The organism is Allobosea thiooxidans (assembly GCF_900168195.1).
In the GTDB taxonomy this organism is placed as follows: Bacteria; Pseudomonadota; Alphaproteobacteria; order Rhizobiales; family Beijerinckiaceae; genus Allobosea; species Allobosea thiooxidans.
Genome location: NZ_FUYX01000009.1, coordinates 22,726 through 49,437, shown reverse-complemented (window position 1 = coordinate 49,437; position 26,712 = coordinate 22,726). Strand labels below are relative to the sequence as shown.

26 protein-coding genes are annotated in these 26,712 nt (G+C 67.1%); 16 read left to right on the top strand and 10 right to left on the bottom strand.

Annotated features, from left to right (window positions below):
* Positions 1–35 precede the first annotated feature (35 nt).
* Positions 36–1,280 (top strand): RNA-guided endonuclease InsQ/TnpB family protein, encoded by a 1,245-nt coding sequence (locus B5Y19_RS16340; protein WP_079591727.1) that lies wholly within the window; start codon positions 36–38, stop codon positions 1,278–1,280.
* A 41-nt stretch (positions 1,281–1,321) separates the two neighbouring features.
* Here B5Y19_RS16340 and B5Y19_RS16335 read toward each other — a convergent pair whose 3' ends face one another.
* Complete coding sequence (locus B5Y19_RS16335; RefSeq protein ID WP_079591726.1) at positions 1,322–1,972, bottom strand: ASCH domain-containing protein; 651 nt, start codon at positions 1,970–1,972, stop codon at positions 1,322–1,324.
* Positions 1,973–2,190: 218 nt separating this feature from the next.
* On the opposite strand from B5Y19_RS16335, the gene gltX reads away from it, so the two are divergent.
* Entirely contained in the window at positions 2,191–3,531 is a 1,341-nt protein-coding gene (gene gltX, locus B5Y19_RS16330; RefSeq protein ID WP_055726411.1) for a glutamate--tRNA ligase, read from the top strand.
* Positions 3,532–3,652: 121 nt separating this feature from the next.
* Here gltX and B5Y19_RS16325 read toward each other — a convergent pair whose 3' ends face one another.
* A complete protein-coding gene (locus B5Y19_RS16325) occupies positions 3,653–4,975 on the bottom strand; it encodes an MFS transporter (RefSeq protein ID WP_079591725.1) in 1,323 nt (440 codons plus the stop codon).
* A 187-nt stretch (positions 4,976–5,162) separates the two neighbouring features.
* Positions 5,163–6,272: a DUF2865 domain-containing protein gene (locus tag B5Y19_RS16320; protein WP_055726413.1), complete on the bottom strand. Its 1,110-nt coding sequence runs from the start codon at positions 6,270–6,272 to the stop codon at positions 5,163–5,165.
* A gap of 333 nt (positions 6,273–6,605) precedes the next feature.
* On the opposite strand from B5Y19_RS16320, the gene B5Y19_RS16315 reads away from it, so the two are divergent.
* Positions 6,606–7,556 carry a phosphoribosylaminoimidazolesuccinocarboxamide synthase gene (locus B5Y19_RS16315; RefSeq protein ID WP_055726414.1) on the top strand — a complete coding sequence of 317 codons (951 nt, stop codon included), beginning with the start codon at positions 6,606–6,608 and terminating at the stop codon, positions 7,554–7,556.
* A 138-nt stretch (positions 7,557–7,694) separates the two neighbouring features.
* On the opposite strand, the gene B5Y19_RS16310 is transcribed toward B5Y19_RS16315, so the two are convergent.
* Positions 7,695–8,192 carry a MarR family winged helix-turn-helix transcriptional regulator gene (locus B5Y19_RS16310; RefSeq protein ID WP_055726415.1) on the bottom strand — a complete coding sequence of 166 codons (498 nt, stop codon included), beginning with the start codon at positions 8,190–8,192 and terminating at the stop codon, positions 7,695–7,697.
* A gap of 95 nt (positions 8,193–8,287) precedes the next feature.
* Here B5Y19_RS16310 and hmgA point away from each other — a divergent pair, with 95 nt between their 5' ends.
* Together hmgA and B5Y19_RS16300 are read left to right on the top strand one after the other, a co-directional pair.
* Positions 8,288–9,646, top strand: coding sequence for a homogentisate 1,2-dioxygenase (gene hmgA, locus B5Y19_RS16305; RefSeq protein ID WP_055726416.1), 1,359 nt, complete (start codon positions 8,288–8,290; stop codon positions 9,644–9,646).
* A 37-nt stretch (positions 9,647–9,683) separates the two neighbouring features.
* On the top strand, positions 9,684–10,568 hold the full coding sequence (locus B5Y19_RS16300) for a CHAD domain-containing protein (RefSeq protein WP_176168636.1): 885 nt from the start codon (positions 9,684–9,686) through the stop codon (positions 10,566–10,568).
* 48 nt (positions 10,569–10,616) lie between these two features.
* On the opposite strand, the gene B5Y19_RS16295 is transcribed toward B5Y19_RS16300, so the two are convergent.
* Positions 10,617–11,702: a TRAP transporter substrate-binding protein gene (locus B5Y19_RS16295; protein ID WP_055726418.1), complete on the bottom strand. Its 1,086-nt coding sequence runs from the start codon at positions 11,700–11,702 to the stop codon at positions 10,617–10,619.
* 62 nt (positions 11,703–11,764) lie between these two features.
* Between B5Y19_RS16295 and B5Y19_RS16290 the strand changes: the two genes are divergently transcribed.
* The 3 genes from B5Y19_RS16290 to B5Y19_RS16280 all read left to right on the top strand — a co-directional run bounded on the left by B5Y19_RS16290 (position 11,765) and on the right by B5Y19_RS16280 (position 14,155).
* The gene (locus tag B5Y19_RS16290) at positions 11,765–12,775 is read left to right on the top strand and encodes a fumarylacetoacetate hydrolase family protein (RefSeq protein WP_055726419.1); all 1,011 of its coding nucleotides are present in this window, start codon (positions 11,765–11,767) and stop codon (positions 12,773–12,775) included.
* A gap of 8 nt (positions 12,776–12,783) precedes the next feature.
* On the top strand, positions 12,784–13,362 hold the full coding sequence (locus B5Y19_RS16285; RefSeq protein ID WP_055726420.1) for a DinB family protein: 579 nt from the start codon (positions 12,784–12,786) through the stop codon (positions 13,360–13,362).
* A gap of 259 nt (positions 13,363–13,621) precedes the next feature.
* Positions 13,622–14,155 carry a hypothetical protein gene (locus tag B5Y19_RS16280; protein ID WP_055726421.1) on the top strand — a complete coding sequence of 178 codons (534 nt, stop codon included), beginning with the start codon at positions 13,622–13,624 and terminating at the stop codon, positions 14,153–14,155.
* Here B5Y19_RS16280 and B5Y19_RS16275 read toward each other — a convergent pair.
* A complete protein-coding gene (locus tag B5Y19_RS16275; protein ID WP_079591722.1) occupies positions 14,136–14,690 on the bottom strand; it encodes a GNAT family N-acetyltransferase in 555 nt (184 codons plus the stop codon). The two genes, B5Y19_RS16280 and B5Y19_RS16275, sit on opposite strands and share 20 nt — an antisense overlap.
* Positions 14,691–14,792: 102 nt before the next feature.
* Between B5Y19_RS16275 and B5Y19_RS16270 the strand changes: the two genes are divergently transcribed.
* Positions 14,793–15,314, top strand: a complete 522-nt coding sequence (locus tag B5Y19_RS16270; protein ID WP_055726423.1) for a CreA family protein — start codon at positions 14,793–14,795, stop codon at positions 15,312–15,314.
* Between the two features lie 12 nt (positions 15,315–15,326).
* On the opposite strand, the gene B5Y19_RS16265 is transcribed toward B5Y19_RS16270, so the two are convergent.
* Positions 15,327–15,656 (bottom strand): hypothetical protein, encoded by a 330-nt coding sequence (locus B5Y19_RS16265; protein WP_055726424.1) that lies wholly within the window; start codon positions 15,654–15,656, stop codon positions 15,327–15,329.
* A gap of 325 nt (positions 15,657–15,981) precedes the next feature.
* Here B5Y19_RS16265 and cysS point away from each other — a divergent pair, with 325 nt between their 5' ends.
* A complete protein-coding gene (gene cysS / locus B5Y19_RS16260; protein WP_055726425.1) occupies positions 15,982–17,442 on the top strand; it encodes a cysteine--tRNA ligase in 1,461 nt (486 codons plus the stop codon).
* A 103-nt stretch (positions 17,443–17,545) separates the two neighbouring features.
* Positions 17,546–19,144: a citramalate synthase gene (gene cimA / locus B5Y19_RS16255; protein ID WP_055726426.1), complete on the top strand. Its 1,599-nt coding sequence runs from the start codon at positions 17,546–17,548 to the stop codon at positions 19,142–19,144.
* Between the two features lie 119 nt (positions 19,145–19,263).
* On the opposite strand, the gene B5Y19_RS16250 is transcribed toward cimA, so the two are convergent.
* The gene (locus B5Y19_RS16250) at positions 19,264–19,596 is read right to left on the bottom strand and encodes a hypothetical protein (RefSeq protein ID WP_139384429.1); all 333 of its coding nucleotides are present in this window, start codon (positions 19,594–19,596) and stop codon (positions 19,264–19,266) included.
* A gap of 180 nt (positions 19,597–19,776) precedes the next feature.
* On the opposite strand from B5Y19_RS16250, the gene B5Y19_RS16245 reads away from it, so the two are divergent.
* Positions 19,777–21,687 (top strand): ABCB family ABC transporter ATP-binding protein/permease, encoded by a 1,911-nt coding sequence (locus B5Y19_RS16245; protein ID WP_079591721.1) that lies wholly within the window; start codon positions 19,777–19,779, stop codon positions 21,685–21,687.
* Between the two features lie 212 nt (positions 21,688–21,899).
* Positions 21,900–22,391 (top strand): hypothetical protein, encoded by a 492-nt coding sequence (locus tag B5Y19_RS16240; protein ID WP_139384427.1) that lies wholly within the window; start codon positions 21,900–21,902, stop codon positions 22,389–22,391.
* Positions 22,392–22,415: 24 nt separating this feature from the next.
* On the opposite strand, the gene B5Y19_RS16235 is transcribed toward B5Y19_RS16240, so the two are convergent.
* Positions 22,416–23,405: an SDR family oxidoreductase gene (locus B5Y19_RS16235; RefSeq protein ID WP_055726428.1), complete on the bottom strand. Its 990-nt coding sequence runs from the start codon at positions 23,403–23,405 to the stop codon at positions 22,416–22,418.
* 223 nt (positions 23,406–23,628) lie between these two features.
* On the opposite strand from B5Y19_RS16235, the gene B5Y19_RS16230 reads away from it, so the two are divergent.
* Positions 23,629–24,330, top strand: a complete 702-nt coding sequence (locus tag B5Y19_RS16230; protein WP_055726429.1) for a phosphatidylserine decarboxylase — start codon at positions 23,629–23,631, stop codon at positions 24,328–24,330.
* A 166-nt stretch (positions 24,331–24,496) separates the two neighbouring features.
* Positions 24,497–25,330 carry a CDP-alcohol phosphatidyltransferase family protein gene (locus B5Y19_RS16225; RefSeq protein ID WP_055726430.1) on the top strand — a complete coding sequence of 278 codons (834 nt, stop codon included), beginning with the start codon at positions 24,497–24,499 and terminating at the stop codon, positions 25,328–25,330.
* A 24-nt stretch (positions 25,331–25,354) separates the two neighbouring features.
* Here the strand turns inward: B5Y19_RS16225 and B5Y19_RS16220 are convergent, their stop codons facing one another.
* Positions 25,355–25,738, bottom strand: coding sequence for a hypothetical protein (locus B5Y19_RS16220; protein WP_055726431.1), 384 nt, complete (start codon positions 25,736–25,738; stop codon positions 25,355–25,357).
* Between the two features lie 303 nt (positions 25,739–26,041).
* Here B5Y19_RS16220 and B5Y19_RS16215 point away from each other — a divergent pair, with 303 nt between their 5' ends.
* Positions 26,042–26,650 (top strand): Maf-like protein, encoded by a 609-nt coding sequence (locus tag B5Y19_RS16215; protein WP_055726432.1) that lies wholly within the window; start codon positions 26,042–26,044, stop codon positions 26,648–26,650.
* Positions 26,651–26,712: the final 62 nt, after the last annotated feature.

Here is a 26,712-nt window from a genome sequence, read left to right as displayed (position 1 = left end):
GTTGAAGATTCTGAAAGGCTTGCTAGAATCGGCGAGTGATCAATCGTGGCCTCCGCTACAAGCTGTCTCCCAGCTCCGAACAGGAGGCTCTGTTCCGCCAGTTCGCTGGCGTCTGCCGATTGGTCTACAATCTCGCCCTTGAGCAGCGTCGCGACTGGTGGCGGCAATACAACAGCGAGACTGGGCGGCATTTCAATTATGCATCCCAATGCCGAGAGCTGACACGGCTCCGCGCTGAATACGACTGGATCGCCGCCGTCACACAAACCTGCCAGCAGCAGGCCTTGCGTGACCTCGACAAGGCCTTCAGCAATTTCCTTAGGGGCCGTTCTCGCTATCCGACCCCGCGGAAGAAGGGCATCAATGACGCGTTCCGTTTTCAGGGGCGGGAAGTCGAGGTCGAGAAGGTCAGTGCCAAATGGTCGGCTGTTCGGTTGCCCAAGATCGGCTGGGTGAAATTCCGCGACACGCGCCCGCTGCGCGGCGCGGTCAAAAACGTTACCGTCTCGCTCGACGCACTCGGCTGGCACGCCAGCTTCGCCTGCGAAATTGAGCACTTTGCCCCGGCCAATACTTGCCCGCCCGTCGGCATCGACCGCGGCGTAGCGAACACGCTCGCGCTCTCGACCGGTGAACGGATGTCCGTCCCGGCAAGCCTCCAAGCTATCGAGCGGCGACAGCGTGTTGCTCAGCGCACACTGGCGCGTCGAAAGAAAGGATCGGCGCGCAGACTTCGGCAGCTTCAACGTTGCGCGAGACTGGCCGCCCGCCGCGCCCGCATCCGTCGCGACTGGCAGCACAAGGCCGCACTCGACATCAGCAGGAGCTTCGGCTGCGTAGTTCTCGAAGACCTGAACATCCGCAATATGACCGCCTCGGCACGAGGAACGATCGAGGAGCCGGGCCGCATGGTTCGGCAGAAAAGCGGGCTCAACCGCTCCATCCTTAACCAGGGTTGGTTCGGTTTCGAAACCATCCTCGCCTACAAGCTCGACGAACGCGGGGGACGCCTTCTGAAGGTCTCCCCCGCCTTCACCTCGCAGACATGTTCGGAATGCGGAGCCGTGGAGAGTCAGAGCCGCGAAAGCCAAGCGGCCTTTGTCTGTCAGCATTGCGGATTCCGCGCCCATGCCGACCATAACGCTGCGATCAATATTCTGCGCCGGAACACGGCGTCTATGCGCATGGAGGAAGGGCATAAGCCCCCCGGCGAAGTGCGAACTGGAAGGGAGTTTCCTCTCCCCGAAAATCCCCAGGCTGAAGCCGGGGGAGGATGTTAACCCAGTCTCAGGCACGGTCCGTTTGGTCCGTCTCTCCCCCATCATTCGCCTCCAGTCTTGGCGGCGGTAGCGGGGGCGTCGATGTTCCGGCGCTCGACGGTGAAGCTGTAGGCCGCGACCCAAGGGTTTGCTTCCCATGAGCCGACGCCGTTGATCTGCTCCCAAAGCCACGAGTACCAAGCGATCGGATAGGCATCGCGGATCTCGGCAACACCGCTGGTCGCGCGCTGCTCTTTCGACGGATAGCCCTCGGCTTCGGCATCCTCCTCGCTGATATCCTGAAGCCGCTGCACGCGGGCATCGGTGACGGTCAGCGTCAGGCGGGAGGCCCAGCGGGGCATGAACATCGAGGGCCTGAGCTTGCCGACTAGTTCACCAGCCGGGGCGGTGCCGTTAGCCTCGTACCAAGCCGGGTGAGGCTGAAGATCGCGCGGAGGCAGATAGTCCGATCGGCCATCGCAACCGGTTGTGCGCCAAGCCTCGCGCACCCACAGGCGGTCGCCGACCTTGATCTTCGGCGCAATGCTGCCGACAGCGACCCCGACGCTGATGTCATCGGTCGGCGCATAAGGCGCAGGCGGAACGAAAACCCGCCGCGTCTGCGTCTTCGTGCCGGCCAGCAGAGCGCGCACCATCGGCGCGCTGAACAGGATGGGCCGCCCCCGCCCCGGAGTGTGCGCCCGCTCACCCATGGGAGGAGGTCCGGTTGGGGAAGGAGAGGGGTTGAGTCTGGTTTTCAGCGTTCTTGCCGGTTCTCGCTTCGTACGCGCCCGTTCTGGTTGACGCTGCAAACGCGAGTGAAACAGCGCCAATTGCTTGGCGGCTTCTACGCTGATACGCGGTTAACGATGGGGAAACGCGGTCAAGGACGCGATTGTCGGCCGGCCGCAAACGCGCGATAAGCCGCGCCATGACATCGCCCCTGGTTCGCTTCGCGCCGTCGCCCACCGGCTACCTCCATATCGGCAATGCCCGGCCGGCGTTGTTCAACTGGCTGTTTGCCCGCCGCCATGGCGGGCGGTTCCTGCTGCGCTACGACGACACGGATCTCGCGCGCTCGAAGGCCGAATATGCCGAGGCGATCGCCGAGGATCTCGGCTGGCTCGGCATCGCGCCCGATCTGGTCATCAAGCAGTCCGAGCGGCTCGCGATCTACGATGCGGCGGCGGAGCGCCTGCGCGGGGCGGGGCGCCTCTATGCCTGCTACGAGACGGCCGACGAACTCGACCGGCGCCGCAAGCGCCAGCTCGCCCGCGGCCTGCCGCCGATCTACGACCGGGCCGCGCTCAAGCTCACGGCCGAGCAGAAGGCGGCCTTCGAGGCGGAGGGGCGCAAGCCCCATTGGCGCTTCCTCCTCGAGCCCGGCCAGATCACCTGGGACGATCTGGTTCGCGGCCCCTCCCATGTCGATTGCGCCTCGCTCTCGGACCCGGTGCTGGTGCGCGAGGACGGCAGCTATCTCTACACGCTGCCCTCGGTGGTCGACGACATCGAGACGGGCGTGACCCATGTCATCCGGGGCGAGGATCACGTCACCAACACGGCCGTGCAGGCGCAGATCTTCGTGGCGCTGGGCGCGAGCCTGCCGGCCTTCGGCCACCACAATTTGCTGACCACGGCGAGCGGTGAGGGACTCTCCAAGCGCCTCGGGCATCTCTCGCTGCGCGGCCTGCGCGAGAGCGGCGTCGAGCCGCTCGCGGTCGCGGCGCTGGCGACGCTCGTCGGCACCTCCGATGCCGTGCGCCCCGTCTCGAGCCTCGACGAGCTCGCCGGGCTGGTCGAGCTTGCCCATGTCTCGCGGGCGCCGGCCAAATTCGACGAGCATGAGCTGGAGACGCTGAGCGCCCGCACCCTCCATCATTTCCCGTTCGAGGCGGTCGCCGACCGGCTGGCGGCGCTGGGCGTGGGCGGTGGCGAGGCGTTCTGGCTGGCGGTGCGCGGCAACCTTGCGAGGCTGGATGAGGCGGCGCTGTGGTGGCAGGTCGTTCAGGGACCGGCCGCGCCGGTGATCGCGGACGTATCCTTCGCCGCTACGGCGGCCGACCTGCTGCCTCCGGAGCCTTTCGACGCCACGACCTGGAAGAACTGGACGCAGGCCGTCGCGGCGGCGACCGGAACCAAGGGCAAGGCGCTGTTCATGCCGCTGCGCCAGGCCCTGACGGGGCTGGATCACGGCCCGGAGCTGGCGGCGCTGCTGCCGCTCATCGGGCGCGACAAGGCGCTGAAGCGGCTGGCCGGCGAGAGCGCCTGAAGATGCGCACACCGTCATGCTCGCCCTTGTGGCGAGCATCCACGTCCTGAACACGGGTCTCGATGAAGGCAGACGTGGATGGCCGGGACAAGCCCGGCCATGACGAGAGGAAGCCGTGCCCTCACTCGTGCCGGTTCATCGCCGAGGCGTGCTTGGTGTCGCGCATGAGCGCATAGACCAGGAACGAGATGAAGATCATGCCGGCGAGGTAGTAGAAGAACCACTGCTCGTGGCCCTGCTGCTTGAAGAACAGCGCGATCGCCGGCGCCGTGCCGCCGAAGATCGAGACCGTCACGGCATAGGGTACGGCGACGCCGGTCGCCCGGACCGCGGTCGGGAACAGCTCGGCCTTCACGACCGCGTTGATCGAGGTGTAGCCGGCGGTGAAGATCCAGGCGCCGCAGATCAGCAGGAACGCCATCCAGGCCGATTTCGTCCCGGCGAGCGTGGTCAGGATCGGCACGGTGAGCAGCGTGCCGGCGATGCCGAAGAACATCAGGACGGGCTTGCGGCCGATCTTGTCGGAGATCAGCCCGTAGATCGGCTGCAGGATCGAGGCGAAGATCAGCGAGCCGGCGATGACATAGGTCGTGACGATGTCGGAAAGCCCGACTGTCTGCTTCACGAAGGTCTGCATATAGGTGGTGAAGGTGTAGAAGGCCGCGGTGCCGCCGGCGGTGAGGCCGACCACGATCGCGACCTCGCGCGGATAGCGCAGCAGGCCCTTCAGCGAGCTCTCGCGCTTCATCGTGCCCTTTGCCGCCTCGAAGGCCTCGGTCTCCTGCATATGCCGCCGCATGAACATGGCGGTGATGGCGAGCAGGGCCCCGATGACGAAGGGAATGCGCCAGCCCCAGGCGACGAGCTGCTCATGCGTCAGGAAGACGTTCTGGAGCAGCAGCAGGACCAGGATGGCGGTGAGCTGGCCGCCGATCAGCGTCACGTACTGGAAGCTCGAATAGAAGCCGCGATGCTCCGGATCGGCGATTTCGGTGAGGTAGGTCGCGCTCGCCCCGTATTCGCCGCCGAGGCTCAGGCCCTCGATGATCCGCGCCAGTGCCAGCAGCGCCGGGGCGGCGAAGCCGATCGTCTCATAGGTCGGCGTGAAGGCGATGATCAGCGAGCCGAAGCACATCATCAGCACCGACACCATCAGCGACAGGCGCCGGCCATACCGGTCTGCCAATTGGCCGAAGAGCCAGCCGCCGACCGGACGCACGATGAAGCCGGCCGCGAACAGCGTCGCGGCATTGAGCTGCTGCACGACGGGATCGTGCGAGGGAAAGAAGTGGGGGGCGAAATAGAGGGCGAAGGCGGTGTAGGCGTAGAAATCGTACCACTCCACCAGATTGCCGACGGAGCCGATGAAGATCGCCTTGATGCGGCGCTTCGCGTCGGAAAGCTCGATCGGATGCGGAGTATGGGCGGCGGCGGTGTCGGACATGGCGGCCTGCTGAGACTGGGGAGCGTCAGAGGCGAGCGCGGCACGTAGCGTCGCGAGGGCGGGTCTGGCGGCCTCCCGGAGGGCGGCTAGATCACTTCTTATGCGTCAGATCAGGCCATGCGTCCATGGCCTGTCTCAGTCATCGCGTCCCGTCCTCCATGCCGATGTCGCATGGAACTTTTCCGCATCAGGGCCTGACGAGCTGGGGGCTCAGGTTCGGGGCGAGATTGGGGGCGACGATCCTGACTGAGCGGCGCTCGCCGGTGACGCTGCGCGACTCGCTCTTCAGGCCGTCCTGCTTGTCGAGCACCTTCTCGCCGACCGTGTCGGGGCCGACGCCTGCGGATTCAGTTCCCGACGTTGGCGAATTCTCCGAGGGCATCGGCTTTTCTTCGGCGATGTCGGGGGTGGAGGGGGCGGCCGGCGTCGGCTGCGGCGCCGTGGCCTTGCGCTTCGGGTCGGGTTTCGGGCGCGAGAGCTCGGCCGCGCGCTGCTCGGTCAGGATGACGTCGCCCTTGCGCTTGTCGAGCAGGTACTCGGCATTGCGCAGGGCCGCCGACCAGCTTTCGCCCTGGCCGCGACAGGTGCAGGCCGCGTCGAAGCTGCGCGTGTATTTCAGGGCGTTCGGCAGCGAGGCATAGGGCTGGCCGGTCGAGCGGGAGGCGGCGTTCTGGATGTCGCCGCCGCTGCTCATGCCATAGGCGAGGGTCTCGGTGCCCGGGCAGAGCGCCTGGCACATCTCGTCCGCATTGCCGCTGTTGTTGGAGAGCGGGAAGAAATAGCCGTCGCAGGTCCTGACGCAGACGGTCTGCGGGCCGCCGAGCCGCGGCTTCGCCGGCTCGGTCGGCTCCTCCGGGTCGAGCTCGGGCAGGGTGGAGTCGATCTCGCCGCGGCGCGGATCGAGGCCGAAGATCGTCTCGAAGAAGCCGCGCGGCTGGGCCCTGCAGTTGTTGTTGATCGCCGCGGCGAGCTGGGCGCGGCGCTGCTCGACGCCGCCGCCCTGGGCCTGGCGCTGCAGGTTGTCGTACTGCGCCTGGAGCTGGCCGAGCTGCCCGCGGATGGCGCCGCATTGCGGCGGCGCCGAGTCGAAGAAGCCGAAGCCGCGATCACAGCCCATGGCACGGTACTGGTTGCTGAGCTGGGCGAGTTGTCCACCGACGCGTTGCGCGGCCTGCGCGGCGCGGGGATCGCCGCCGCTGCGCCCTTGCAGACTTTCGAGCTCGGCCCGCCAGGCGTTGCAGGCCGGCGATTGCGCGGCGGCCGCGCCACTCAGGGCCGCCAGCACAAGCAGGGCCATGCCGAACCGTCGGGAAATTCGCAGGATCATCGCAGGTCGGGTCACGTCATCCGGTGTCGAAAGGCGGGTCGGCCAGCGGCCCTGCCTTTAAGAACATCTGCCAAGAACACCCGCCAAACACGACGGAACTATGGAGCGGCCTGCGTTCCCACGGGTGGGGCTCCGCTCCAAGCACGCGCTTCCGCATGCCATATTCGGGCAATCGCAGCAATCCGGGGGAAGACTCGGTTGCGGCCGTGGTGGAAAACTCCCCCTCCGGCAGAACATGTTCTAGAAGCCTGGGACGGCGCAGCATCGCCGGTCGTCGCGATCACCAGAGAGGCAAGCCCCGCCATGTCCGATTTCCTGCCTCTTCACGAAGCCGTTATCCCCGAGCTGCCGAACTATTATCGGGGCAAGGTACGCGAGAATTACGATCTGCCGGACGGTCGGCGCATCCTGATCTCGACCGACCGGCTCTCCGCCTTCGACCGGGCGATCGCCTCGATCCCGCTCAAGGGCCAGGTGCTGACCCAGACCGCGCGCTACTGGTTCGAGCAGACGGCCGACATCTGCCCCAACCACGTCCTCGAATATCCCGATCCGAACGTCGTCGTCGGCAGGCGGCTCGAGATCCTGCCGGTCGAGATCGTGGTGCGCGGCTATCTCGCCGGCACGACCGGCACCTCGGCCCTGACGCTTTACAAGCAGGGCCGGCGCGAGATGTACGGCATCACCCTGCCTGACGGCTTGCGCGACAACCAGGAGCTGCCGCGGGCGATCATCACGCCGACCAGCAAGGCCTTCGACGGCGGCCATGACGAGCCGCTGTCCGAGCGCGAGATCGTCAAAGGCGGGCTGCTGACGCAGGCGCAGTGGGACACGGTCTCCGGTTATGCGCTCGCGCTCTTCGCGCGGGGCCAGAAGCTCGCCCGCGAACGCGGCCTCATCCTCGCCGACACCAAATACGAGTTCGGCACCGACGCCGAGGGCCGCATCCTGCTGGCCGACGAGATCCATACGCCGGATTCGAGCCGCTACTGGTTTGCCGAGAGCTATCCGGCCCGCTTCGCGGCCGGCGGCAAGCCGGAATCCTTCGACAAGGATTTCGTGCGCAACTGGGTGGTGGCGCGCTGCGACCCCTACAAGGAGGCGCTGCCGCCGATCCCGCAGGAGCTGGTCGACCAGACCTCGGCGGTCTATGTCCGCGCCTTCGAGGCCATCACCGGCACGGCTTTCGCCTATCCTCCGAAGGGCGAGGACCCGCTGCAGCGCATCCGGCGCAATCTCGCGCGGTATTTCTGACGAGGACTCAGCCTCCGCGTCATTGCGAGGAGCGAAGCGACGAAGCAATCCAGGAAGGACCGGGCGAAGCGTTCGCCCCGGTTCGCTCCGTATTGCTTGGCTATGCTCGCAATGACGGGCGCGCCAGGCGCTCCCGCCTCAGGCGCCGTCTTCGCCGCGATAGCCGCCGGCAAGGTGGCGGCCGCGCTCGGTCAGGATCGAGAGCACGCGCTCGAACAGCTTGAGCTCGTCGGGGGAGATGCCCTCGACCCAGCGCGCCTCGAAGCCGAGCGCGAGCGGCACGATCTGCTCATAGACCCGGCGCCCGGCCGCCGTCAGCGTCACGAAGGCCTCGCGCCGGTCCTGCCGGTTCTCGGCGCGCGAGACGAAGCCGCGCTTCTCGAGCTCGGAGACGGCGCGCGAGACCTTGGTCTTGTGCATCTGGGCGAGCTCGCCGATGTCGCGCGAGGTGAGCTTGCCGAATTCGCCCAGCTGCGCGACCACGCGCCATTCCGGAATGCCGATCCCGAATTGCTCGCTGTAAATGCGCCCGAGCGCGCGGCTTGCGAGGGTGCCGACGACGTTGAGCCGATAGGGCAGGAAGCGCTCGAGCTGGAGCGTCTCGTTCTGGTTTTGAGGCAGGGGTTTCGTTGACATTGGTTGCGCTTGTAACTAATTCTCGGCCCGGGGCAACGTCTGGATCGCAGTCGCCTACCTCCGACGCGATCGGCGGCCATCTGCGGGAGAGAGCGATGACCATACAGCCGAAAACCGATGCTGTCGCGCGCCAGGGCGTCGGCGTGACACCGGGCTACATGTCAGGATTCGGCAATTCCTTCGAGACGGAAGCTTTGCCGGGCGCGTTGCCCGTCGGCCGCAACTCGCCGCAGCGGCCAGCCTATGGGCTCTATGCCGAACAACTCTCGGGCTCGCCCTTCACCGCGCCGCGGTCCTCCAACGAGCGCTCCTGGCTCTATCGCATCCGCCCGAGCGTCAAGCATGGCGGCCGTTGGAGCAAGGTCGACCGGGGGCTGATCCGCACCGCCCCGTGCCGCGACGAGGCCGATCTGCCGATCGGCCAGCTGCGCTGGAGCCCGGTCCCGATCCCGCATGAGGTGCTGACCTTCGTCACCGGCCTGCACACCGTCACCACCGCCGGCGACGCCGACAGCCAGGCCGGCATGGCGGCGCATCTGCTCTTCGTCACGGCCTCGATGCAGCGCGAATACATGTTCAACGCCGATGGCGAGTATCTGGTCGTGATGCAGGAGGGGAGGCTGCGCTTCTTCACGGAGTTCGGCATCATCGAGATCGAGCCGGGCGAGATCTGCGTCATCCCGCGCGGCGTCGTCTTCCGCGTCGAACTCCTCGGTGGGCCGGCCCGGGCCTATGTCTGCGAGAACTATGGCGGCTCCTTCACCTTGCCGGACCGCGGGCCGATCGGCGCCAATTGCCTGGCCAATCCACGCGACTTCCTGACGCCGGTGGCGGCCTATGAGGACCGCGAGGAGCCCTCGACCCTCCATGCCAAATGGGGCGGCGAACTGTACGCCACGCCGATCGACCAGTCTCCGCTCGACGTGGTCGCCTGGCATGGCAACTACGCACCCTACAAATACGATCTGCGGCACTATTCGCCGGTGGGGGCGATCTCCTTCGATCATCCCGACCCGTCGATCTTCACGGTGCTGACGGCGCCCTCGGAGACGGCCGGTACGGCCAATGTCGACTTCGTCATCTTCCCGGAGCGCTGGGCCGTGGCCGAGAACACCTTCCGGCCGCCCTGGTATCACCGCAACATCATGTCGGAGTTCATGGGGCTGATCTACGGCGTCTACGACGCCAAGCCGGAGGGCTTCACGCCGGGCGGCTTCAGCCTGCACAACATGATGCTGCCGCACGGCCCGGATGCCTCGGCCTATGAGCATGCCTCCACGAGCGAGCAGAAGCCGGTCAAGCTGACCGGCACCATGGCCTTCATGTTCGAGACGCGTTTCGCGCAGAGGTTGACCGGCTATGCGGCACGCTCTCCCCATCGCCAGCCCGATTATGTCGCCTGCTGGGACGGACTCAGGAAGCGCTTCGATCCGACGAAGCCGGACGCGTGGTAGAATGCCGATCGAGTGCCGATGCGAAGCGGAGCCCAGCATGGCCAAGGCAGATGCGAGCGAACCGGCCGCCGAAGCGGCGATGATGCGGCGTTGGGCGCGGCACTGGCTGCGCTCCTGCCGCCAGATGCCGGTTCGCGCCTTGGCGGTGCTCGACCGCGGTGCGCCGTCGCTCGAGAAGCGTGTCCACGAGTTCCGCCGCCTGATGAAGGCGTGGCGAGCCTTGTTGCGGCTGGCTCCGGCGAGGCTCGCGGAGGGGGCGGGGGAGGTCCGGGCCGATATCGGACGCCTGCGTCGCGCCTTTGGCGCGGCCCGTGACGCCACGGTCATTGCCGCGGCGCTGAAGCGCGTCGGATTCGAGCGCATCCCGCCCGCGGAGGAGGCGGCGGTCGAGGCCGGCAAGCTGCTGCGCGAGCAGGGCGACGCCGTTCGTGCCGAACTGCGACGGCTATCGGCGGCGATGGAGCAATGGTCGGTCGCGGGCGAGACCGGCGATTTCCTGGTGCTTGCCTACCGGCGCAGCTACCGGCGCGCGCGGCGAGGCGCCCGCCGCGATCCACGCCGGATGGGCCTGAAGCGGCTACATCGCTGGCGCAGTGCGGTCGTCGATCTGGGGTATCAGTGCGGCTTCTTCCAGTCGTCCGGCTCCGCGCGGCTGCGGAAGCAGGCGGAGGCGGCGGAGCGATTGCGCACTCATCTCGGTCACGTTTTCGATCTCGACCTCGCCCGCAATTATCTGGCCGGCGCGCCGGCGGGCGAGGACGATGCACGGGTGCTGCACAGGATCGAGCGCGAGATCGGCAAGCGGCGGCAGAAGGCGGCCCGCCTGGCCGACCGCCTCCTCGATCGCCGCCCCAGGAGCGCCGGCGCCCACCTGCGCACCGCAATGGAGTGCAATCCGCCCCCGCGGACCAGGCTGGCCTGATCCGGATCCGGTGGCGATGGCGGGCGAAAAGCGCCCGCGGCGGCCGCCTCAGCGCGCCTTCAGCCGGTTCATGAAGGTATCGTAGGAGAGCTCCGCGATCTGCCACCAGAGCAGGTTCTCGCCGCGGAACGCCACCATCGAATCGTAGCCCTTCTTGAAGTCCGGGCTCTTCGCCGCGGTCTCGGCGTAGTACTCCTCGGCCGCCTTGAGCGCCGCCTCCATCACCGGCAGCGGGAAGCCGCGCAACTGCGCGCCCTGCGCCACCAGCCGGCGCAGGCCGCCCGGATTCACGAAGTCGTACTTCGCCAGCATCCAGTTGTTGGCCGCCTCGCAGGCGTTCTGGACGATCGCCTGATAGTGCTTCGGTAGCTTGTTCCAGGCGTCCTTGCCGATGATGAGATGCAGCATCGCGCCGCCCTCCCACCAGCCGGGATAGTAGTAGTATTTCGCGACGCGGATGAAGCCGAGCTTCTCGTCGTCATAGGGGCCGACGAATTCGGCCGCGTCGATGGTGCCGCGCTCCAGCGCGGGATAGACGTCGCCCGGCGCGATCTGCGTCGGCACGACGCCGAGCTTGGCGAGCACGGCGCCGCCCATGCCGCCGATGCGGAACTTCAGCCCCTTCAGGTCGTCGATGCTCTTCAGCTCGTTGCGGAAGAAGCCGCCCATCTGGCAGCCGGAATTGCCGCAGGGGATCGAATAGGCGTTGAAGCGGTCGAGCACCCCGTTCACGACCTGCTCGCCGCCGCCGAAATACCACCAGCTATGCTGCTGGCGGGCGTTCAGGCCGAAGGGGATGCCGGTGCCGAGCCCGAGCGTCGGGTCCTTGCCGATGTAGAAATAGGTCGGCGAATGCGCGCATTCGACCGTGCCGGAGGACACCGCGTCGAGCGCCTGCAGGCCGGGGACGATCTCGCCCGGCGCGAAGACCTGGATCTCGAACTTGCCGTCGGTCGCCTCGGAGACGTATTTCGAGAACTGTTGCGCCGTGCCGAAGATCGTGTCGAGGGACTTCGGGAAGCTCGAGGTCAGGCGCCATTTCACCTCGGGCTGCGTCTGCGCGACGGCCGGCATCGCGATGCCGGTCGCGGCCGCGGCGAGAGCGCCCGATTTCAAAAAGCTGCGACGTTCCATATGGTCTCCTCCCGAAGGCTCGTTGCGTCCTTATTGGCGCTTCCAGGGAGGAATGAAAAGAGATGAAGCTTGCCTCTCTCGCGCATGGCCGTGATGGCCGGCTCGTCGTCGTCTCGCGCGACCTGACGCGGGCCACCGACGCCTTCCCCGTGGTCGCGACCCTGCAGGCCGCGCTCGACGACTGGCCGCGTCATGGGCCGCGCCTCGCCGACCTCGCCGAGGGGCTGGAGCACGGCGCGGTGCCTTCCTTCCGCTTCCACGAGCATGATTGCGCCGCGCCGCTGCCGCGCGCCTGTCAGTGGCTCGACGGCTCGGCTTACGTGAACCATGTCGATCTCGTTCGGAAGGCGCGCGGCGCCCCCATGCCGGAGAGCTTCTGGACCGATCCGCTGATGTACCAGGGCGGCAGCGACGCCCCGCTCGGCCCGCGCCAGCCGGTCCTCGCCCGCAGCGAGGAGGACGGCATCGATTTCGAGGCCGAGATCGCGGTGGTGATCGACGACGTACCGATGGGGGCAAGCCGGGAGGAGGCGCTCGCCGCGATCCGCTTCGTCATGCTCGCAAACGACGTGAGCCTGCGGAATCGGATTGCGAGCGAATTGGCGAAAGGCTTTGGATTCGTTCAGTCGAAGCCCTCTTCCGCCTTTTCGCCGGTCGCCGTCACGCCCGAGGAGCTCGGCCCCGCCTGGCGGGACGGAAAGCTCCATCTGCCGCTGCTGGTGCAGGTCAACGGCAACCTGTTCGGCAAGCCCGATGCCGGCACCGACATGACCTTCGATTTCGGCACGCTGATCGCCCATGCCGCGGCGACCCGTCGGCTCTCGGCCGGGACGATCGTCGGTTCCGGCACGGTCTCGAATCGGGATGCCGGCGGCGGGCCCGGCCGGCCGGTCGCGGAGGGCGGCCTGGGCTATGGCTGCATCGCCGAGCAGCGCGTGGTCGAGACCATTCAGCGGCGCGAACCGAAGACGCCCTTCCTGCGTTTCGGCGACACCGTCCGCATCGAGATGAAGGATGCGACGGGGCATTCCATCTTCGGCGCGATCGAACAGGAGATCCTGCCCCATGTCTGAAATCTCTTATGCCTGACGGAGCCGGCCACCGCGGGCCGCTGAGCGCCCATTTCCGCAAGATGGCGCATAACAACGCCTGGGCGAACTGGCGGCTGCTCTCGGCCTGCAGGCAGCTGGACGAAGAGGCTTTTCGCGCTGCGCGCACGAGCTTCTTCCCCTCGCTGCACGAGACGCTGAACCATAATCTAATGGTCGATCTCTATTATATCGACGCGCTCGAGCGCGGCGGGCTCGGCCGGCAGGTGTTCGCGCGCTTCCGGCCCTTCGGCATGGCGGAGCTGTTCCAGGCCCAGGCTGCGGCCGACCGCCGGCTGATCGCGGTTTGCGACGGGCTGTCGGACGCCGCCCTCGAAGCCACCGTCACCACCGATCGCGGCGAGCATGGCGCCGTCGAGGAACGGATCGACGATCTGCTGGCGCATCTCTTCCAGCACCAGATCCATCACCGCGGCCAGGCGCATGCGATGCTCGCCGGCACCGCGGTCGCTCCGCCGCAGCTCGACGAGTATTTCCTGCTGCACGATTCGCAGCAGACGCGCGTCGAGCTGCGCCGGCTCGACCTGCTGCCGCCGGAGGAACTGCTGTGAGTGATCGTTTGAACGTGCACTGAGCCCTCATCCTGAGGAGCCATTCCGTCGGGAATGGCGTCTCGAAGGATGTTCTAGGAGGCTCCGGAGAGATCTGGGTCACCCTTCGAGACGCGCCTCAAGGCGCTCCTCAGGATGAGGGCTGGAGGTTCCTGACGGTCTGTGCCATCGAAGCCGGGTTTCCCGTGCTTGGCGGCGGCCCGCACGCCGGATAACCTCACTATGCAGCGCCGATGCCTGCCCTGAGAGTCGAGCCGCCATGACCGAGACCGTGCCGTTCTATTCGACGACCATCCCGCTCGCCTTCTTCATCTGGGGGCCGGTGCTGGTCGTGGTGTTGTTCTGGGCGGTCGGCTTCTGGTCGAGCCGGCAGGGCGTGCCGCGCATGCTGGAGAGCGACTGGGACGGCTACAACGTCGCCGATGTCGAGAAGCTGTTCACGCTCTATGGCGACGAGCGGCGGGCACGTTATCGTAACCGCGTCCTTCCGGCCGACGTCGCCTGCGCCTTCACCTATGCCATCGTCGGCGCGCTGCTGATCGCGGGCCTCGCCATGCGCGGCCAGCCCTGGTGGGTCGCGGCGCTCTGCGGCGGCGGCTGGCTGCTGGGCGGGCTCTGCGACGTCGCCGAGAATTTCGCGGTGGCCCGGCTGCTCGATCGCTATCCGCAGGTCGATGGCGGCAATGTCGCCTTCGCCAGCACGATGACCCGGCTGAAGCTCGTCCTGTTCGCCCTGGGCGTCGCCGGCGCGCTCGTCGCGGCCTATCTCGTCTTCAGGCCTCTGGCAGCGTGAGCCGCAGCCACGCGTCGCGCGTCAGCTGGAGGCGCGAGGCCGGCACAGGCGGATCGCCGATCAGGATGTCCGGATCGGTCGGCGCGGCCTCGAAGCCGAGCCGTTCGGCGAGACGCAGCGAGGCTGCGTTGAGCGGGTGGGTGGTGACGCCGATCTTCGCGAAGCGGAGCGTGCCGAAGCCGTGGCGCAGCAGGCAGGCGGCAGCCTCCCCGGCATAGCCCTTGCCCCAATGGCGCGCCTCGAAGCGGTAGCTGAGCTGGATCTCGTCCACCGCGTCGCCATCGGGGATCAGGCCGACATAGCCGGTGAAATCCGCCGGCGCCTCCCTGGCGAAGACCGACCAATAGCCGAGCCCGCGTGCGATATGGCTGAAGCTGCGCGAGGCGACGGCCTCCCGCCCCATCGCAGGATCTCCGACGGCCGCGATGTGGAGCATCACCTGCGGGTCGGCGTTCATCCGGACGATGGCGTCGAGATCGACGGGGCGGCGCGGCCGCAGCAGCAATCTTGCGCTTTCCAGTTCAGGCAGGGCCATCCGATCTCTCCGGTTCGCGGCTGTTGCACTGCAAAACTCTGGTGCAACGGCTGCCTGTTTCCCATATCGTGCCGGGCGCCGAGCTGGAATGCGCCGGGGAGAATGGGAATGCCGCTTCGTCGTTGGGTCCTGGCCGCGCTGGCCCTCACCCTGTCAGGAGGCCTGCTGTCGCCGGCGGCGGCGCAGGAGGACCTGATCTTCCGGAAGTCGACGGTCTGGAAGATGCTGACCCCGAACGACAAGCTCGCCGTCTACGGCGTCGACGATCCGATCGTCGAGGGCGTCGCCTGCCACTACACCGTGCCCGAGAAGGGCGGCGTCTCCGGCATGTTCGGCGTGGCCGAGGAGGTCTCGGAGGTCTCGCTGGCCTGCCGCCAGATCGGGCCGATCAAGTTCAAGGAGAAGGCGGGGCAGGGCGACGTGGTCTTCCGCGAGCGCCGTTCGCTGATCTGGAAGAAGATGCAGATCGTCCGCGGCTGCGACGCCAAGCGCAACGTGCTGGTCTATCTCGTCTATACCGACAAGCTGATCGACGGTTCGCCGCAGAATTCGACCTCGACCGTGCCGATCATGCCCTGGGGCGCTTCGGGCGAGACGCCGAAATGTTCGGAGTGGATTCGCTGATCGGGGTGGCGATCACTCGCCGCAGGTGATGCTGAGCGGCTGCTCCGCGAGCTGGGCGGGTGTCGGCCGCGCGACGGTGCCGGTGAAATCCTCGCGGTTCGCGACGCCGAAGGCGACGGCCTTGCCGAAGCCCTGCGATTCGCACCAGGCATTCGCGACGATCTGGCCGCATTCGGCCCTGGAGGAGATGCAGTCGGCGACGCCGTAGCCGTCGCTCGCCGGGATCAGGAAGGTGCGCGCTTCACTGGCAGCCGCGGCCGAGCGGCTGGTCGGCATGATCGAAAGCGAGATACCTGCAGCGGCGATCCCGAGCAGTCCGACGAAGGCCACGGCGCGGCGCATGGGGAAGGTTCCTGAGGGGGGGCGGGCGGAGAACCCGTGAATCGGGAGGATGGTTCCGGCCGGTTAAATTTGAGTGAATTGCGGCCGAAATGTTGCGGTGCAGCAAACGGAGCGCCCTCTTGACGCAGGCGCTGTGGACAGGCAATCACTTTCTGTCATGACGCGAGCCGCCATCAACAACCGGATTTGCATTATTTGCCGCTAGCTTTCGCTGGCCGGCTGCTCACGTCCTCGTCCTGAAAACGAACCGACAAAAGCGCCCCGGCCAGCGGCCAGGTCGTTGTTGCACGTCTCTCCGTTTCGTTCGTTCCAGGATTTAGCCCCTATGTCGCCGACCCTGAGGCTCTACAATACGCTGACGCGGACGAAGCAGGACTTCGCGCCGATCGACCCGTCGAATGTGCGCATGTATGTCTGCGGGCCGACGGTCTACGACTACGCCCATATCGGCAATGCCCGCCCGGTCATCGTCTTCGACGTGCTCTACCGGCTGCTGCGACACATCTACGGTGCGGAGCACGTCACCTATGCGCGCAACCTCACCGACGTCGACGATAAGATCAACGCCCGCGCGGCGCGCGACTTTCCCGGCCTGCCGCTGAACGAGGCGATCGCCAAGGTCACTGAGACGACGACGGCGCAATTCCACCACGATGTCGATGCGCTCGGCTGCTTGAGGCCCACGACCGAGCCGCGCGCCACCGAGCATATCGAGGAGATGAAGGCGATCATCGAGCGCCTGATCGCGCGCGGCGTCGCCTATGTCGCCGAAGAGCATGTGCTCTTCCACGTTCCGGCCGTCGCCCATCTCGTGAAGGCGCCGAAATACGGCACGCTCGCGCGCCGTTCGCTCGACGAGATGCTGGCCGGCGCCCGTGTCGACGTGGCGCCCTACAAGCGCGACGCGATGGATTTCGTGCTCTGGAAGCCGAGCCGCGAGGGTATCGATCCGGGCTGGCCGTCTCCGGCCGGCATCGCCACGCCCGGCCGTCCCGGCTGGCATATCGAATGCTCGGCCATGTCGATGGCGAAGCTGCTCTCGCCCTTCGGCGGCGGTCTCTCCTGCGACGATCCCATGAAGAACGTCTTCGACATCCATGGCGGCGGCATCGATCTCGTCTTCCCGCACCACGAGAACGAGATCACCCAGTCCTGCTGCGCCTTCGGCGGGGCGGAAGGGCAGCCGCTCATGGCCAATATCTGGATGCATAACGGCTTCCTGCAGGTCGAAGGCGAGAAGATGTCGAAGTCGCTCGGCAACTTCGTCACCATCAACGAGCTCTTGGCGACCGATGCCTTCGGCGGCCGGATATGGCCGGGCGAGGTGTTGCGCCTCGCGATGCTGAAGACGCATTACCGCCAGCCGATCGACTGGACGGTGAAGGCGCTGGAGGAGGCGGAGAAGACGCTGCAGGACTGGGCCGATGCTGCCCAGGGTGCGACGGCTTCGCGGCCTTCCGACGAACTGCTCGATGCGCTGGCTGACGATCTCAACACCGCCCGCGTGCTGGCCGAGCTCCATGCGCTGCGCAAGTCCGGCGACTTGCCGGCGCTTCTGGCAGGCCTCGACCTGCTCGGGATCGGGTTGCCGGAAGTCGCTGCGCCCGTCGCCGTCGATCCGGCGGTCGAGCGCCTGATCGCCGCGCGCCTGGACGCTCGTCGCGCCAGGAACTTCGCCGAATCCGACCGCATCCGCGACGAACTCGCCGCCATGGGCATCGCCCTCAAGGACGGCAAGGACCCCGCCACCGGCGAGCCGACGACCAGCTGGGAGATGAAGCGATGAGCCCGAAGATCCGCCCGGCGGGCTCGCTCTCCTTCGCCATCAAGCTGGTCATGCTGGCGATGGTCGTGCCGCGCGTCGTCCGCTTCAAGCTCCGGCGCGAGCCATGACCGCGGCCCGCATCCATCTCTTCGACACGACGCTGCGCGACGGCGCCCAGACGACCGGCGTCGATTTCTCGCTCGACGACAAGCGCGCCGTGGCGGCGCTGCTCGACCGGCTCGGCGTCGACTATGTCGAGGGCGGCTATCCTGGCGCCAACCCGCTCGACACCGCCTTCTTCGAGCAGAAGGCGACGCGGCAGGCGAAGTTCGCCGCCTTCGGCATGACCAAGCGGGCAGGGCGCTCGGCCGCCAACGACCCCGGCATCGCGGCACTGCTGGAGGCGAAGGCCGACACCATCGTCTTCGTCGCCAAGAGCTGGGACTACCATGTCCATGTCGCGCTCGAGACCTCGCTCGAGGAGAATCTCGCCGGCATCGCCGAGAGCGTGGCGGCGGCGAAGGTCGCCGGCCGCGAGGTGATGCTCGATTGCGAGCACTTCTTCGACGGCTACAAGGCCAATCCGGACTATGCGCTCGCCTGCGCCCGCACCGCCTATGAGGCCGGCGCCCGCTGGATTGTGCTCTGCGACACCAATGGCGGCACGCTGCCGGACGAGATCGGCGCCATCGTGCGCGAGGTCGCGAAGGTGGTGCCCGGTGAGCATCTCGGCATCCATGCCCATGATGATTGCGGCTGCGCCGTTGCCAATTCGCTGGCGGCGGTGGAGGCCGGCGCGCGCCAGATCCAGGGGACGCTGAACGGGCTGGGTGAGCGCTGCGGCAACGCCAATCTCGTGACGCTGATCGGCGCGCTGAAGCTGAAGGAGCGCTATCGCGACCGCTTCGAGCTCGGCGTCAGCGAGGACCAGCTCGGCGAGCTGACCCATGTCTCGCGTGCGCTCGACGAGGTGTTGAACCGCGCACCGGACCGTCATGCGCCCTTCGTCGGCGCTTCCGCCTTCGCGACCAAGGCCGGCATCCACGCCTCGGCCGTGCTCAAGGACCCGCGCACCTACGAGCATGTCGCGCCGGAGGCGACCGGCAACACCCGCAAGGTGCTGATTTCCGACCAGGGCGGCAAGTCGAACCTCGTCGCCGAGCTGGAGCGCATCGGCGTCACGCTCGGGCGCGACGATCCGCGCCTCAACCGGGTGCTGCAGGAGGTCAAGGACAAGGAAGCGCAGGGCTATGCCTTCGAGGGCGCCGACGCCTCCTTCTTCTTGCTGGTCAAGCGCATCCTCGGCGAGGTGCCGGAGTACTTCTCGGTCGAGCGCTTCGCCGTGAATGTCGAGCGCCGCTACAACGCGCTGGGCGAGCTCGTCACCTTTTCGGAGGCGATCGTGAAGGTGAAGGTCGGCGAGGAACTGCTGATCTCGGCGGCCGAGGGAGACAGCGGCCCGGTCAACGCGCTCGATATCGCCTTGCGCAAGGATCTCGGCCGCTACCAGTCGCTGATCGGGGGCTTGCGCCTCGTCGACTACAAGGTCCGCATCTTCCAGGGTGGCACCGATGCGGTGACGCGCGTGCTGATCGAGTCGGGCGACGAGACCGGTGACCGCTGGACCACGGTCGGCGTCAGCGCCAACATCATCGACGCCTCGTTCCAGGCGCTGGTCGACTCGATCACCTACAAGCTGGTGAAGGCCGGCGCGACAGCGTGAGGCCCCGCGCCGTCATGCTCGGGCTTGACCCGAGCATCTTGTGAAGGGGGAGGCGCAGGAGCCTCTATCGTCCTGAGATTCTCGGGTCTGCGCTTCGCTCCGCCCGAGAATGACGGAGCTCACTCCGTCAGGCGGATGACGCGGTCCCGGCACAGATCCATATCGGCGTCGCTCGCGGCCTCGTCCTCGAACATTCCCTGCACCGTATAGGAGCAGCCCTGCGGCTTGTTGAGCTTGAGCGCGACGCTCTTGCCCGGCGCCAGCGGCTTGGCGAGCTTGGCGACGAGGCGGGGTTGTTCGCCGGCGGTCGCGATCTCGAAGCTGTTCAGCGGGACGCTGCGCTGGTTGCTGATGGTGATCTGCGCGTGCGGCTTGCCCTGCGCTGCCGCGGGCAAGGCCGCGAGCACGAGCGAGGCGCCGACACCCATCGCGACAAGGTACTGAGCTCTCATGATGGTCTCTTTCCCCGATGACGAGCGTCTCGCGCTCCGCCACGGATGAGATACTCGGCTTGGGACGAGAGCAAGGCAGCTTTCGGGCAGCCCGGTCACATGCCCTCCATGCAACGACACTCCCATGCAATGGCGCGCGATTCGGCCTATATGAGCGCACCAACTGGAATCGTTCGAAACATGTCCGTGCCGTCAGCGCCGCCCGCGGCGCCGAGCTTCTCCCGCTCCACCGTGATCCAGCCGGGCTCCGGCTTCTTCGCCACCTTCCGCGCGCTCTGGCCCTATCTCTGGCCGACGGCGCGTGCGGATCTGCGCGGGCGCGTCGTCGCCGCCTTCGCGCTGATGGTGGCGGGGCGGCTCGTGCTGATGGGGGTTCCGTTCACCTTCAAATGGGTGACCGACGCTCTCGCCGGGACCTATTCGAACCTCGAGAACTGGCTGCCCTGGCTGGTCGGGGCACCGCTGGCGCTGACGGTGCTCTATGGTTTCGCCCGCGTCGGCTCGGCCGCCTTCGTGCAGATGCGCGATGCCATCTTCGCGCCGGTCTTCATGCATGCGGTGCGCACGCTCGCCCTGCAGACCTTCGGCCACCTGCACCATCTCTCGCTGCGCTTCCACCTGGAGCGCAAGACCGGCGGCCTCACCCGCGTGCTGGAGCGCGGCCGCAACGGCATCGAGGAGATGGTCCGCCTCGGTCTCAACCAGCTTGTGCCGGTGATCATCGAGGTCGTGCTGATCATCGCGGTGCTGCTCTACCTGTTCGACTGGCGCTACGTCGTCGTCCTGGTCGCGATGGTCACGACCTACATGACCTACACCATCAAGGCGACGGAGTGGCGCATCGCCATCCGCTCGGCGATGAACGAGTCCGATACCGACGCCAATGCCAAGGCGATCGACTCGCTGCTCAACTACGAGACGGTGAAGTATTTTGGCGCCGAGGCGCGCGAGACCGCCCGCTACGACCGCTCGATGGCGCTCTACGAGCGCAATTCGGTCAAGTCCTACACCTCGCTCGCCTGGCTCAACTTCGGGCAGGCCGCGATCTTCGCCGTTGGGCTGACGCTGTCGATGGTGATGGCGGTGCGGGGCTTCCAGGCCGGCACCAACACGGTCGGCGATCTCATCCTGATCAACGCGATGCTGATCCAGCTCTATCTGCCGCTGAACTTCATGGGCACGGTCTATCGCGAGATCAAGCAGGCGACGCTCGACATCGCCCAGATGTTCTCGCTGATCGGCCGCGACCCCGAGATCCAGGACAAGCCCGGCGCCAGGCCACTGCAGGTCCCCGCCGGCGAGGTCGCCTTCGAGGACGTCCAGTTCGCCTATGTCCCGGAGCGGCCGATCCTGCGCGGCGTCTCGTTCAAGGTGGGGCCGGGCAAGACAGTCGCCATCGTCGGCCCCTCGGGCGCGGGCAAGTCGACGATCTCGCGCCTGCTCTTCCGCTTCTACGAGCCTCAGGGCGGCCGCATCCTCATCGACGGCCAGCCGATCGCCGATGTCCAGCAGGTCTCCCTGCGTGCCGCCATCGGCATGGTCCCGCAGGACACGGTGCTGTTCAACGACACCATCGAATACAACATCCTCTACGGCCGCCCCGAGGCGACGATGGAGGAGGTCGAGGAGGCGGCGCGGCTCGCCCAGATCGACCGCTTCATCCGTACGCTGCCGGAAGGCTACGACACCTCTGTCGGCGAGCGTGGCTTGAAGCTTTCCGGCGGCGAGAAGCAGCGCGTCGCCATCGCCCGCACCATCCTGAAGGGCCCGCCGATCCTCGTGCTCGACGAGGCGACTTCGGCGCTCGATTCCTTCACCGAGAAGGAGATCCAGGACGCGCTCGACCGGGTGAGCGAAGGCCGCACCACGCTGGTCATCGCGCACCGGCTTTCCACCGTCGTCAACGCCGACGAGATTATCGTGCTCGACAAGGGCATCATCGTCGAGCGCGGTCATCATCTCGATCTGCTCGCGGCGGGCGGCACCTACGCCGCCATGTGGAACCGCCAGCGCGAGGTCGACGAGGCCAAGGCCACGCTCCAGCGCGCGACCGAGGCGGAGGGCGAGAGCGTCAGGGTGACGTTGTCATAAGGCGGGATTAGCCTCGCCCGTCATGCTCGCCGCTGTGGCAAGCATCCACGTCTCGAACACGACCGCTGACGAAGACGTGGATGGTCGGGACAAGCCCGACCATGACGACAAGGGCAGTCGTCGCCTGGCCTTCCAGCCAGTTTGAAATCCCTCGCAACTTCGGTGCGTTTCCTGCATGCTCTTCAGGCAGGGCCACGCCATGGGGGGCTGCCATGTTCGATCCGACGACATTCGTAGGCTTTCACACCTGGCTCAGCCTGATCGCCATCGTCGCCGGGTTTCCGGTGGCAGCGGGGCTGCTGCACGGGCATACGCGGCCGCGCTGGACCGGGGTGTTCCTGTCCACAGCTTTCGCCACCAGCGCCACGGGCTTCGGCTTCCCCTTCAACGGCGTCCTGCCGTCCCATATCATCGGGGGGATCCACATCGTGCTGGTCGCGATCGCGGCGTTTGCGCTCTATGGCCGGCGGCTGGAGGGTGGCTGGCGCCGCACCTACGCGATCACCGCGATGCTGTCTTTCTACCTGCTGATGTTCGTGCTGGTGGCGCAAATGTTCGGCAAGATTCCCGCCCTGCGGGCGCTGGCGCCGACCCAGTCGGAGCCGCCCTTCGCCATCGCCGAAACCTTCGTGCTCTTCGTCTTCGGTTTCCTAACCTGGAAGGCGGCCGTGCGCTTCGTCCAGATGCCGAGGCTCACCGCCTAAACAGGAGGCGGCTGGCCTCTCCGCTCAGTACCCGCCGATGATGGGCAGCACCTCTCCGGTGATGTAGCTGGAGCATTGGCGCGAGGCGAGGAAGACGAAGGCCGGCGCGATCTCCTCCGGCTGCGCGGGCCGCTTCATCGGCACCTTCGCGCCGAACTGCGAGACATCCTCGGCCGTCTTGTCCGACGGGTTGAGCGGGGTCCAGACCGGCCCGGGCGCCACCGCGTTCACCCGGATGCCGCGCGGTACCAGATGTGCCGCCAGCGAGCGCGTGAACGCATGGATGCCGCCCTTGGTCGTAGCGTAGTCGATCAGGTCCTTGCTGCCGTCGAGCCCGGTGACGGAGCCGGTGTTCACGATGGCGCCGCCATGCGGCAGATGCTCCACCGCAGCCTTCGCCATGTTGAAATAGCCGTAGAGATTGGTCTTCAGCGTCGTGTCGAAATGCTCCTCGGTCAGCTCCTCGAAATCCGTGGCATGGACCTGGAAGGCGGCGTTGTTGACGAGGATGTCGAGCCTGCCCAGCCGCTCGACCACCTCGGCCACCGCCTTCCGGCAGAAGGCCGCATTGCGGACATCGCCCTTCATGGCGATCGCGTTGCGGCCTTCTGCGACGACGGCTTCCACCGTCTCGGCGGCATCCTGCGTTTCGTCGAGATGCAGGATCGCGACATCGGCGCCCTCGCGCGCGAACAGCACCGCGACGGCCCGGCCGATTCCGGAATCCCCGCCGGTGATCAGCGCGACCTGACCTTCCAGCTTGCCCGACCCCTTGTAGAAGGGGGCGTCATACATCGGCGCCGGGTCGAGCCTGGCCTCGCTGCCCGGCTTGGCCTGGTGCTGTTTCGGAAATGGCGGGCTGGGATAGGCGCGGGCGCCGGCCTGCATGGCGCCGGTCTTAGCCCTCGGGCGTGCGCGCTCGGCCTGTGCCACCTGCTTCTGGATGCGCCGCTGCTGCCTGACGGCGGCGGCCACCCGCCCCGTCGTTCCGCTCTTCGCTGTCGCTTTGGCCATGGTCGTCTCCGTTCGGTTGCCGTTGCTGGCTGGTGAACGGGCGCGGGGAGGGCGGGTTCCGTCTCGCATGCAGAGAGCGGTGCATCGGCCGCAATGTCGCACTTTCCGGGCTTTTCCTGCAGCACGGAACCCCTTAAATCAGCGCGACGTCCGCGATCGGCATCGAAGCCGCGGCAAAGCCATTCACGCGCGCCCGGCGCGCCGAGCCTAACGGATCCCGCCCATGTCTCTCGTCGACTCCGTCCGCAAGGTGATCGTACCGATCCACAAGGAAGGCTATGTCTTCATCGCGATCGGTCTGGTGGCGACCATCGTGCTCGCCAATCTCTGGTCGCCCTTCGGCTGGATCGGCGCGATCATCACCATCTGGATCTGCTATTTCTTCCGCGACCCGGTTCGCATCACGCCGCAGCGGGAGGGGCTGGTGATCTCGCCGGCCGATGGCCGCGTCAGCCAGATCGCCCAGGCTCTTCCGCCGCCGGAACTCGAGCTGCCGGCCGAGCCGATGACGCGCATCTCGATCTTCATGAACGTCTTCGACTGCCACGTGAATCGTGCGCCGGTTCCCGGGCGCATCTCCAAGATCGCCTATACGCCGGGCCTGTTCCTCAATGCCGAGCTCGACAAGGCGAGCGACGACAACGAGCGCAACGCGCTGGCGATCGAGACCGCTTCCGGCACCGTCGGCGTCGTCCAGATCGCCGGGCTGATCGCCCGCCGCATCGTCCCCTTCGTCAAGCAGGGCGACACGCTGGAGACCGGCGAGCGCTTCGGACTGATCCGCTTCGGCTCGCGCGTCGACGTCTATCTGCCGGCCCATGTCGTGCCGCTGATCGGCGAGGGGCAGACCGCGATCGCTGGCGAGACCGTGCTGGCCGACCTGACGGGCAACGAGGCTGTGGCGCGCAGCTTCCGCGGCATCTGAGAGCAGGGCGCCTCGTTCCCGGGTACCCGCGAGGTGGCCCGGGGGTGCTCCCGTCGGAGCCTTCGCGGGGGAGAATGCTCCGCAGGAGATGCACGGCTCGGGCCCGTGCATCACTCTCCCCAGGCGCCGCTAGCGCCCGCCCGCGAAACCGCGTATTTCGGCTCGCATGAGCGACCTGTTTCCCCCCTTCGAGCCTGAGCGCGTCGAGTCCAAGCGCGCCCGCTTCAAGCCGATCCCCTTCCGGCTGCTGGCGCCGAACGTCATCACGCTGCTGGCGCTCTGCCTCGGCCTGACGGCGATGCGCCTCGTCGTCGAGGGCAAGCTCGAGACGGCGACGATCTGCATCCTCGTTGCCGCGGGCCTCGACGGCGTCGACGGGCGCCTGGCACGCCTGCTCAAGGGCACCTCGCGCTTCGGCGCCGAGCTTGATTCGCTCTCGGACTTCGTCAATTTCGGCGTCGCCACCGGCTATGTGCTGTGGATCTTCGTGCTGCACGACCTCAAGTCGTTCGGCTGGATTATCGTGCTGACGCTGGCCTGCGCCATGGCGCTGCGTCTGGCCCGCTTCAACGTCATGATCGACGATCCGGACCGGCCGGACTGGCAGAAGGACTTCTTCGTCGGCATGCCGGCGCCGGCGGGCGCGATCACCGCCATGCTGCCGGTCTATCTGCACATCATCGGCGTGCCGGTGCAGGAATATGGCGCGCTCTTCGTCGGCCTCTACATCCTGTTCATCGCCTTCCTGACGATCTCGCGCATCCCCTGCTACGCCGGCAAGACGCTCGGCACGCGTGTGCCGCGCGATCGGGTGCTGCCGATCTTCGTCGCCGTGGTGGTCGTGGCGGGACTGCTCTTCGCCTACCCCTTCGAGGTGCTGACCTTCGTGGTCGTGGCCTATCTCGCGCTCATCCCGGTCAGCGTCGCGCGCTATCGGAAACTCGAGCGCGCCCACAGCCTGCCCGCGCCGGCGGGGGACGTTCCGCCGAACGCCGTCTGAGCCCGCCTGGCCGGGCGGTAGGCTTCAGCGCCGCGAACCGCCCAGCCTGGCGGCATTCGCCCGGGTACGCCGGGCGAAGGGCTCGAGCGAGCTGTCCGCGACCTTGACCGCGGCGGCCGCGAAATCGAAGTGACAGGCGGGGTTCAGCGCCAGGCTCCACCAGAGGGTCGTGGCCGCCTGCGTCGCCGCCATGCTGCTCTCCACCACCGCAGAGACCTTTTCCAGCACGGCCTTGGCCGCCTCGCGCTGACCGCGGCTGTCGCCGAAGGCGCCCTTGACCAGCATCGGCATGCGCATCGCGATGGTGAAGCCGGCTTCGGCCTGCATGGTCAGGACGCGCGCAGCGAGCTGCTGAGCATCCGCTTCCGCCGTGACGGAAGCGCGCGATGACCTGCGCGGATTCGGCATGGACAAGCTCCAGGAATATGAATGATGCGGCAATATGCCGTGGGGGGACGAAGTCTGCCGTCGTCGGCCGGTCTTTTCAATTGGTGGTATACCAGTTCTCCCGCCCAAGTTTCATGCATCAAACGCAGAACTGGAGCCGTCGGAGATGGTTGACGTGCGCTCTGCGCGTTGCGGTTGCGGATTTATCGGGCTGCCGAAATGCTCTAAGGCTGAACGCGCGCCGGCCTTCTCGGCGTTCGAAAACGACGTCGGGCAGTCCAGTTGAGTCTCTTCTCCTCCCCCAAGCATCCCGGTTGGCGGCCGATGCTGGTTCTGGCCTCGGCCTCGCCGCGCCGTCTCGCTCTGCTCGAGCAGGCGGGTCTGAAGCCGGATGCCCTGCTGCCGGCGGATCTCGATGAAACCCCGCGCAAGAGCGAGCGCCCGCGCGATCTCGCCCGCCGTCTGGCGCGGGAGAAGGCCGAGGCTGCGCGCGAAGGGGCCCAGGCGCGCACCGATCTGGAGGGCTGCTACGTCGTCGCGGCGGACACGGTCGTCGCGGTCGGGCGGCGCATCCTGCCCAAGGCCGAGATCGTCGATGAAGCCGCCGCCTGCCTGCGTCTGCTCTCGGGCCGGGCCCATCGGGTCTATACCGGTGTCGCGGTGGTGACGCCGTCCGGCACGATTCGCGACCGCATCGTCGAGACGCGCCTGCGCTTCAAGCGCCTCTCCACTGAGGACATCGAGCACTACCTCGCCTCCGGCGAATGGCGCGGCAAGGCCGGCGGCTACGCCGTCCAGGGCATCGCCGGCTCCTTCGTCATCAAGCTGGTCGGCTCCTATACCGGCGTCGTCGGCCTACCGCTCTACGAGACGGTCAGCCTGCTCGGCGGCGAAGGCTTCCCGATCCGCTTCGGCTGGATGAACGCCGTCTGAGCGGCAGGGCTTGCCTGTTCGTTGCGGGCGCCCGATCCTCCCGCCGCGCCGGGCTGCGGCGC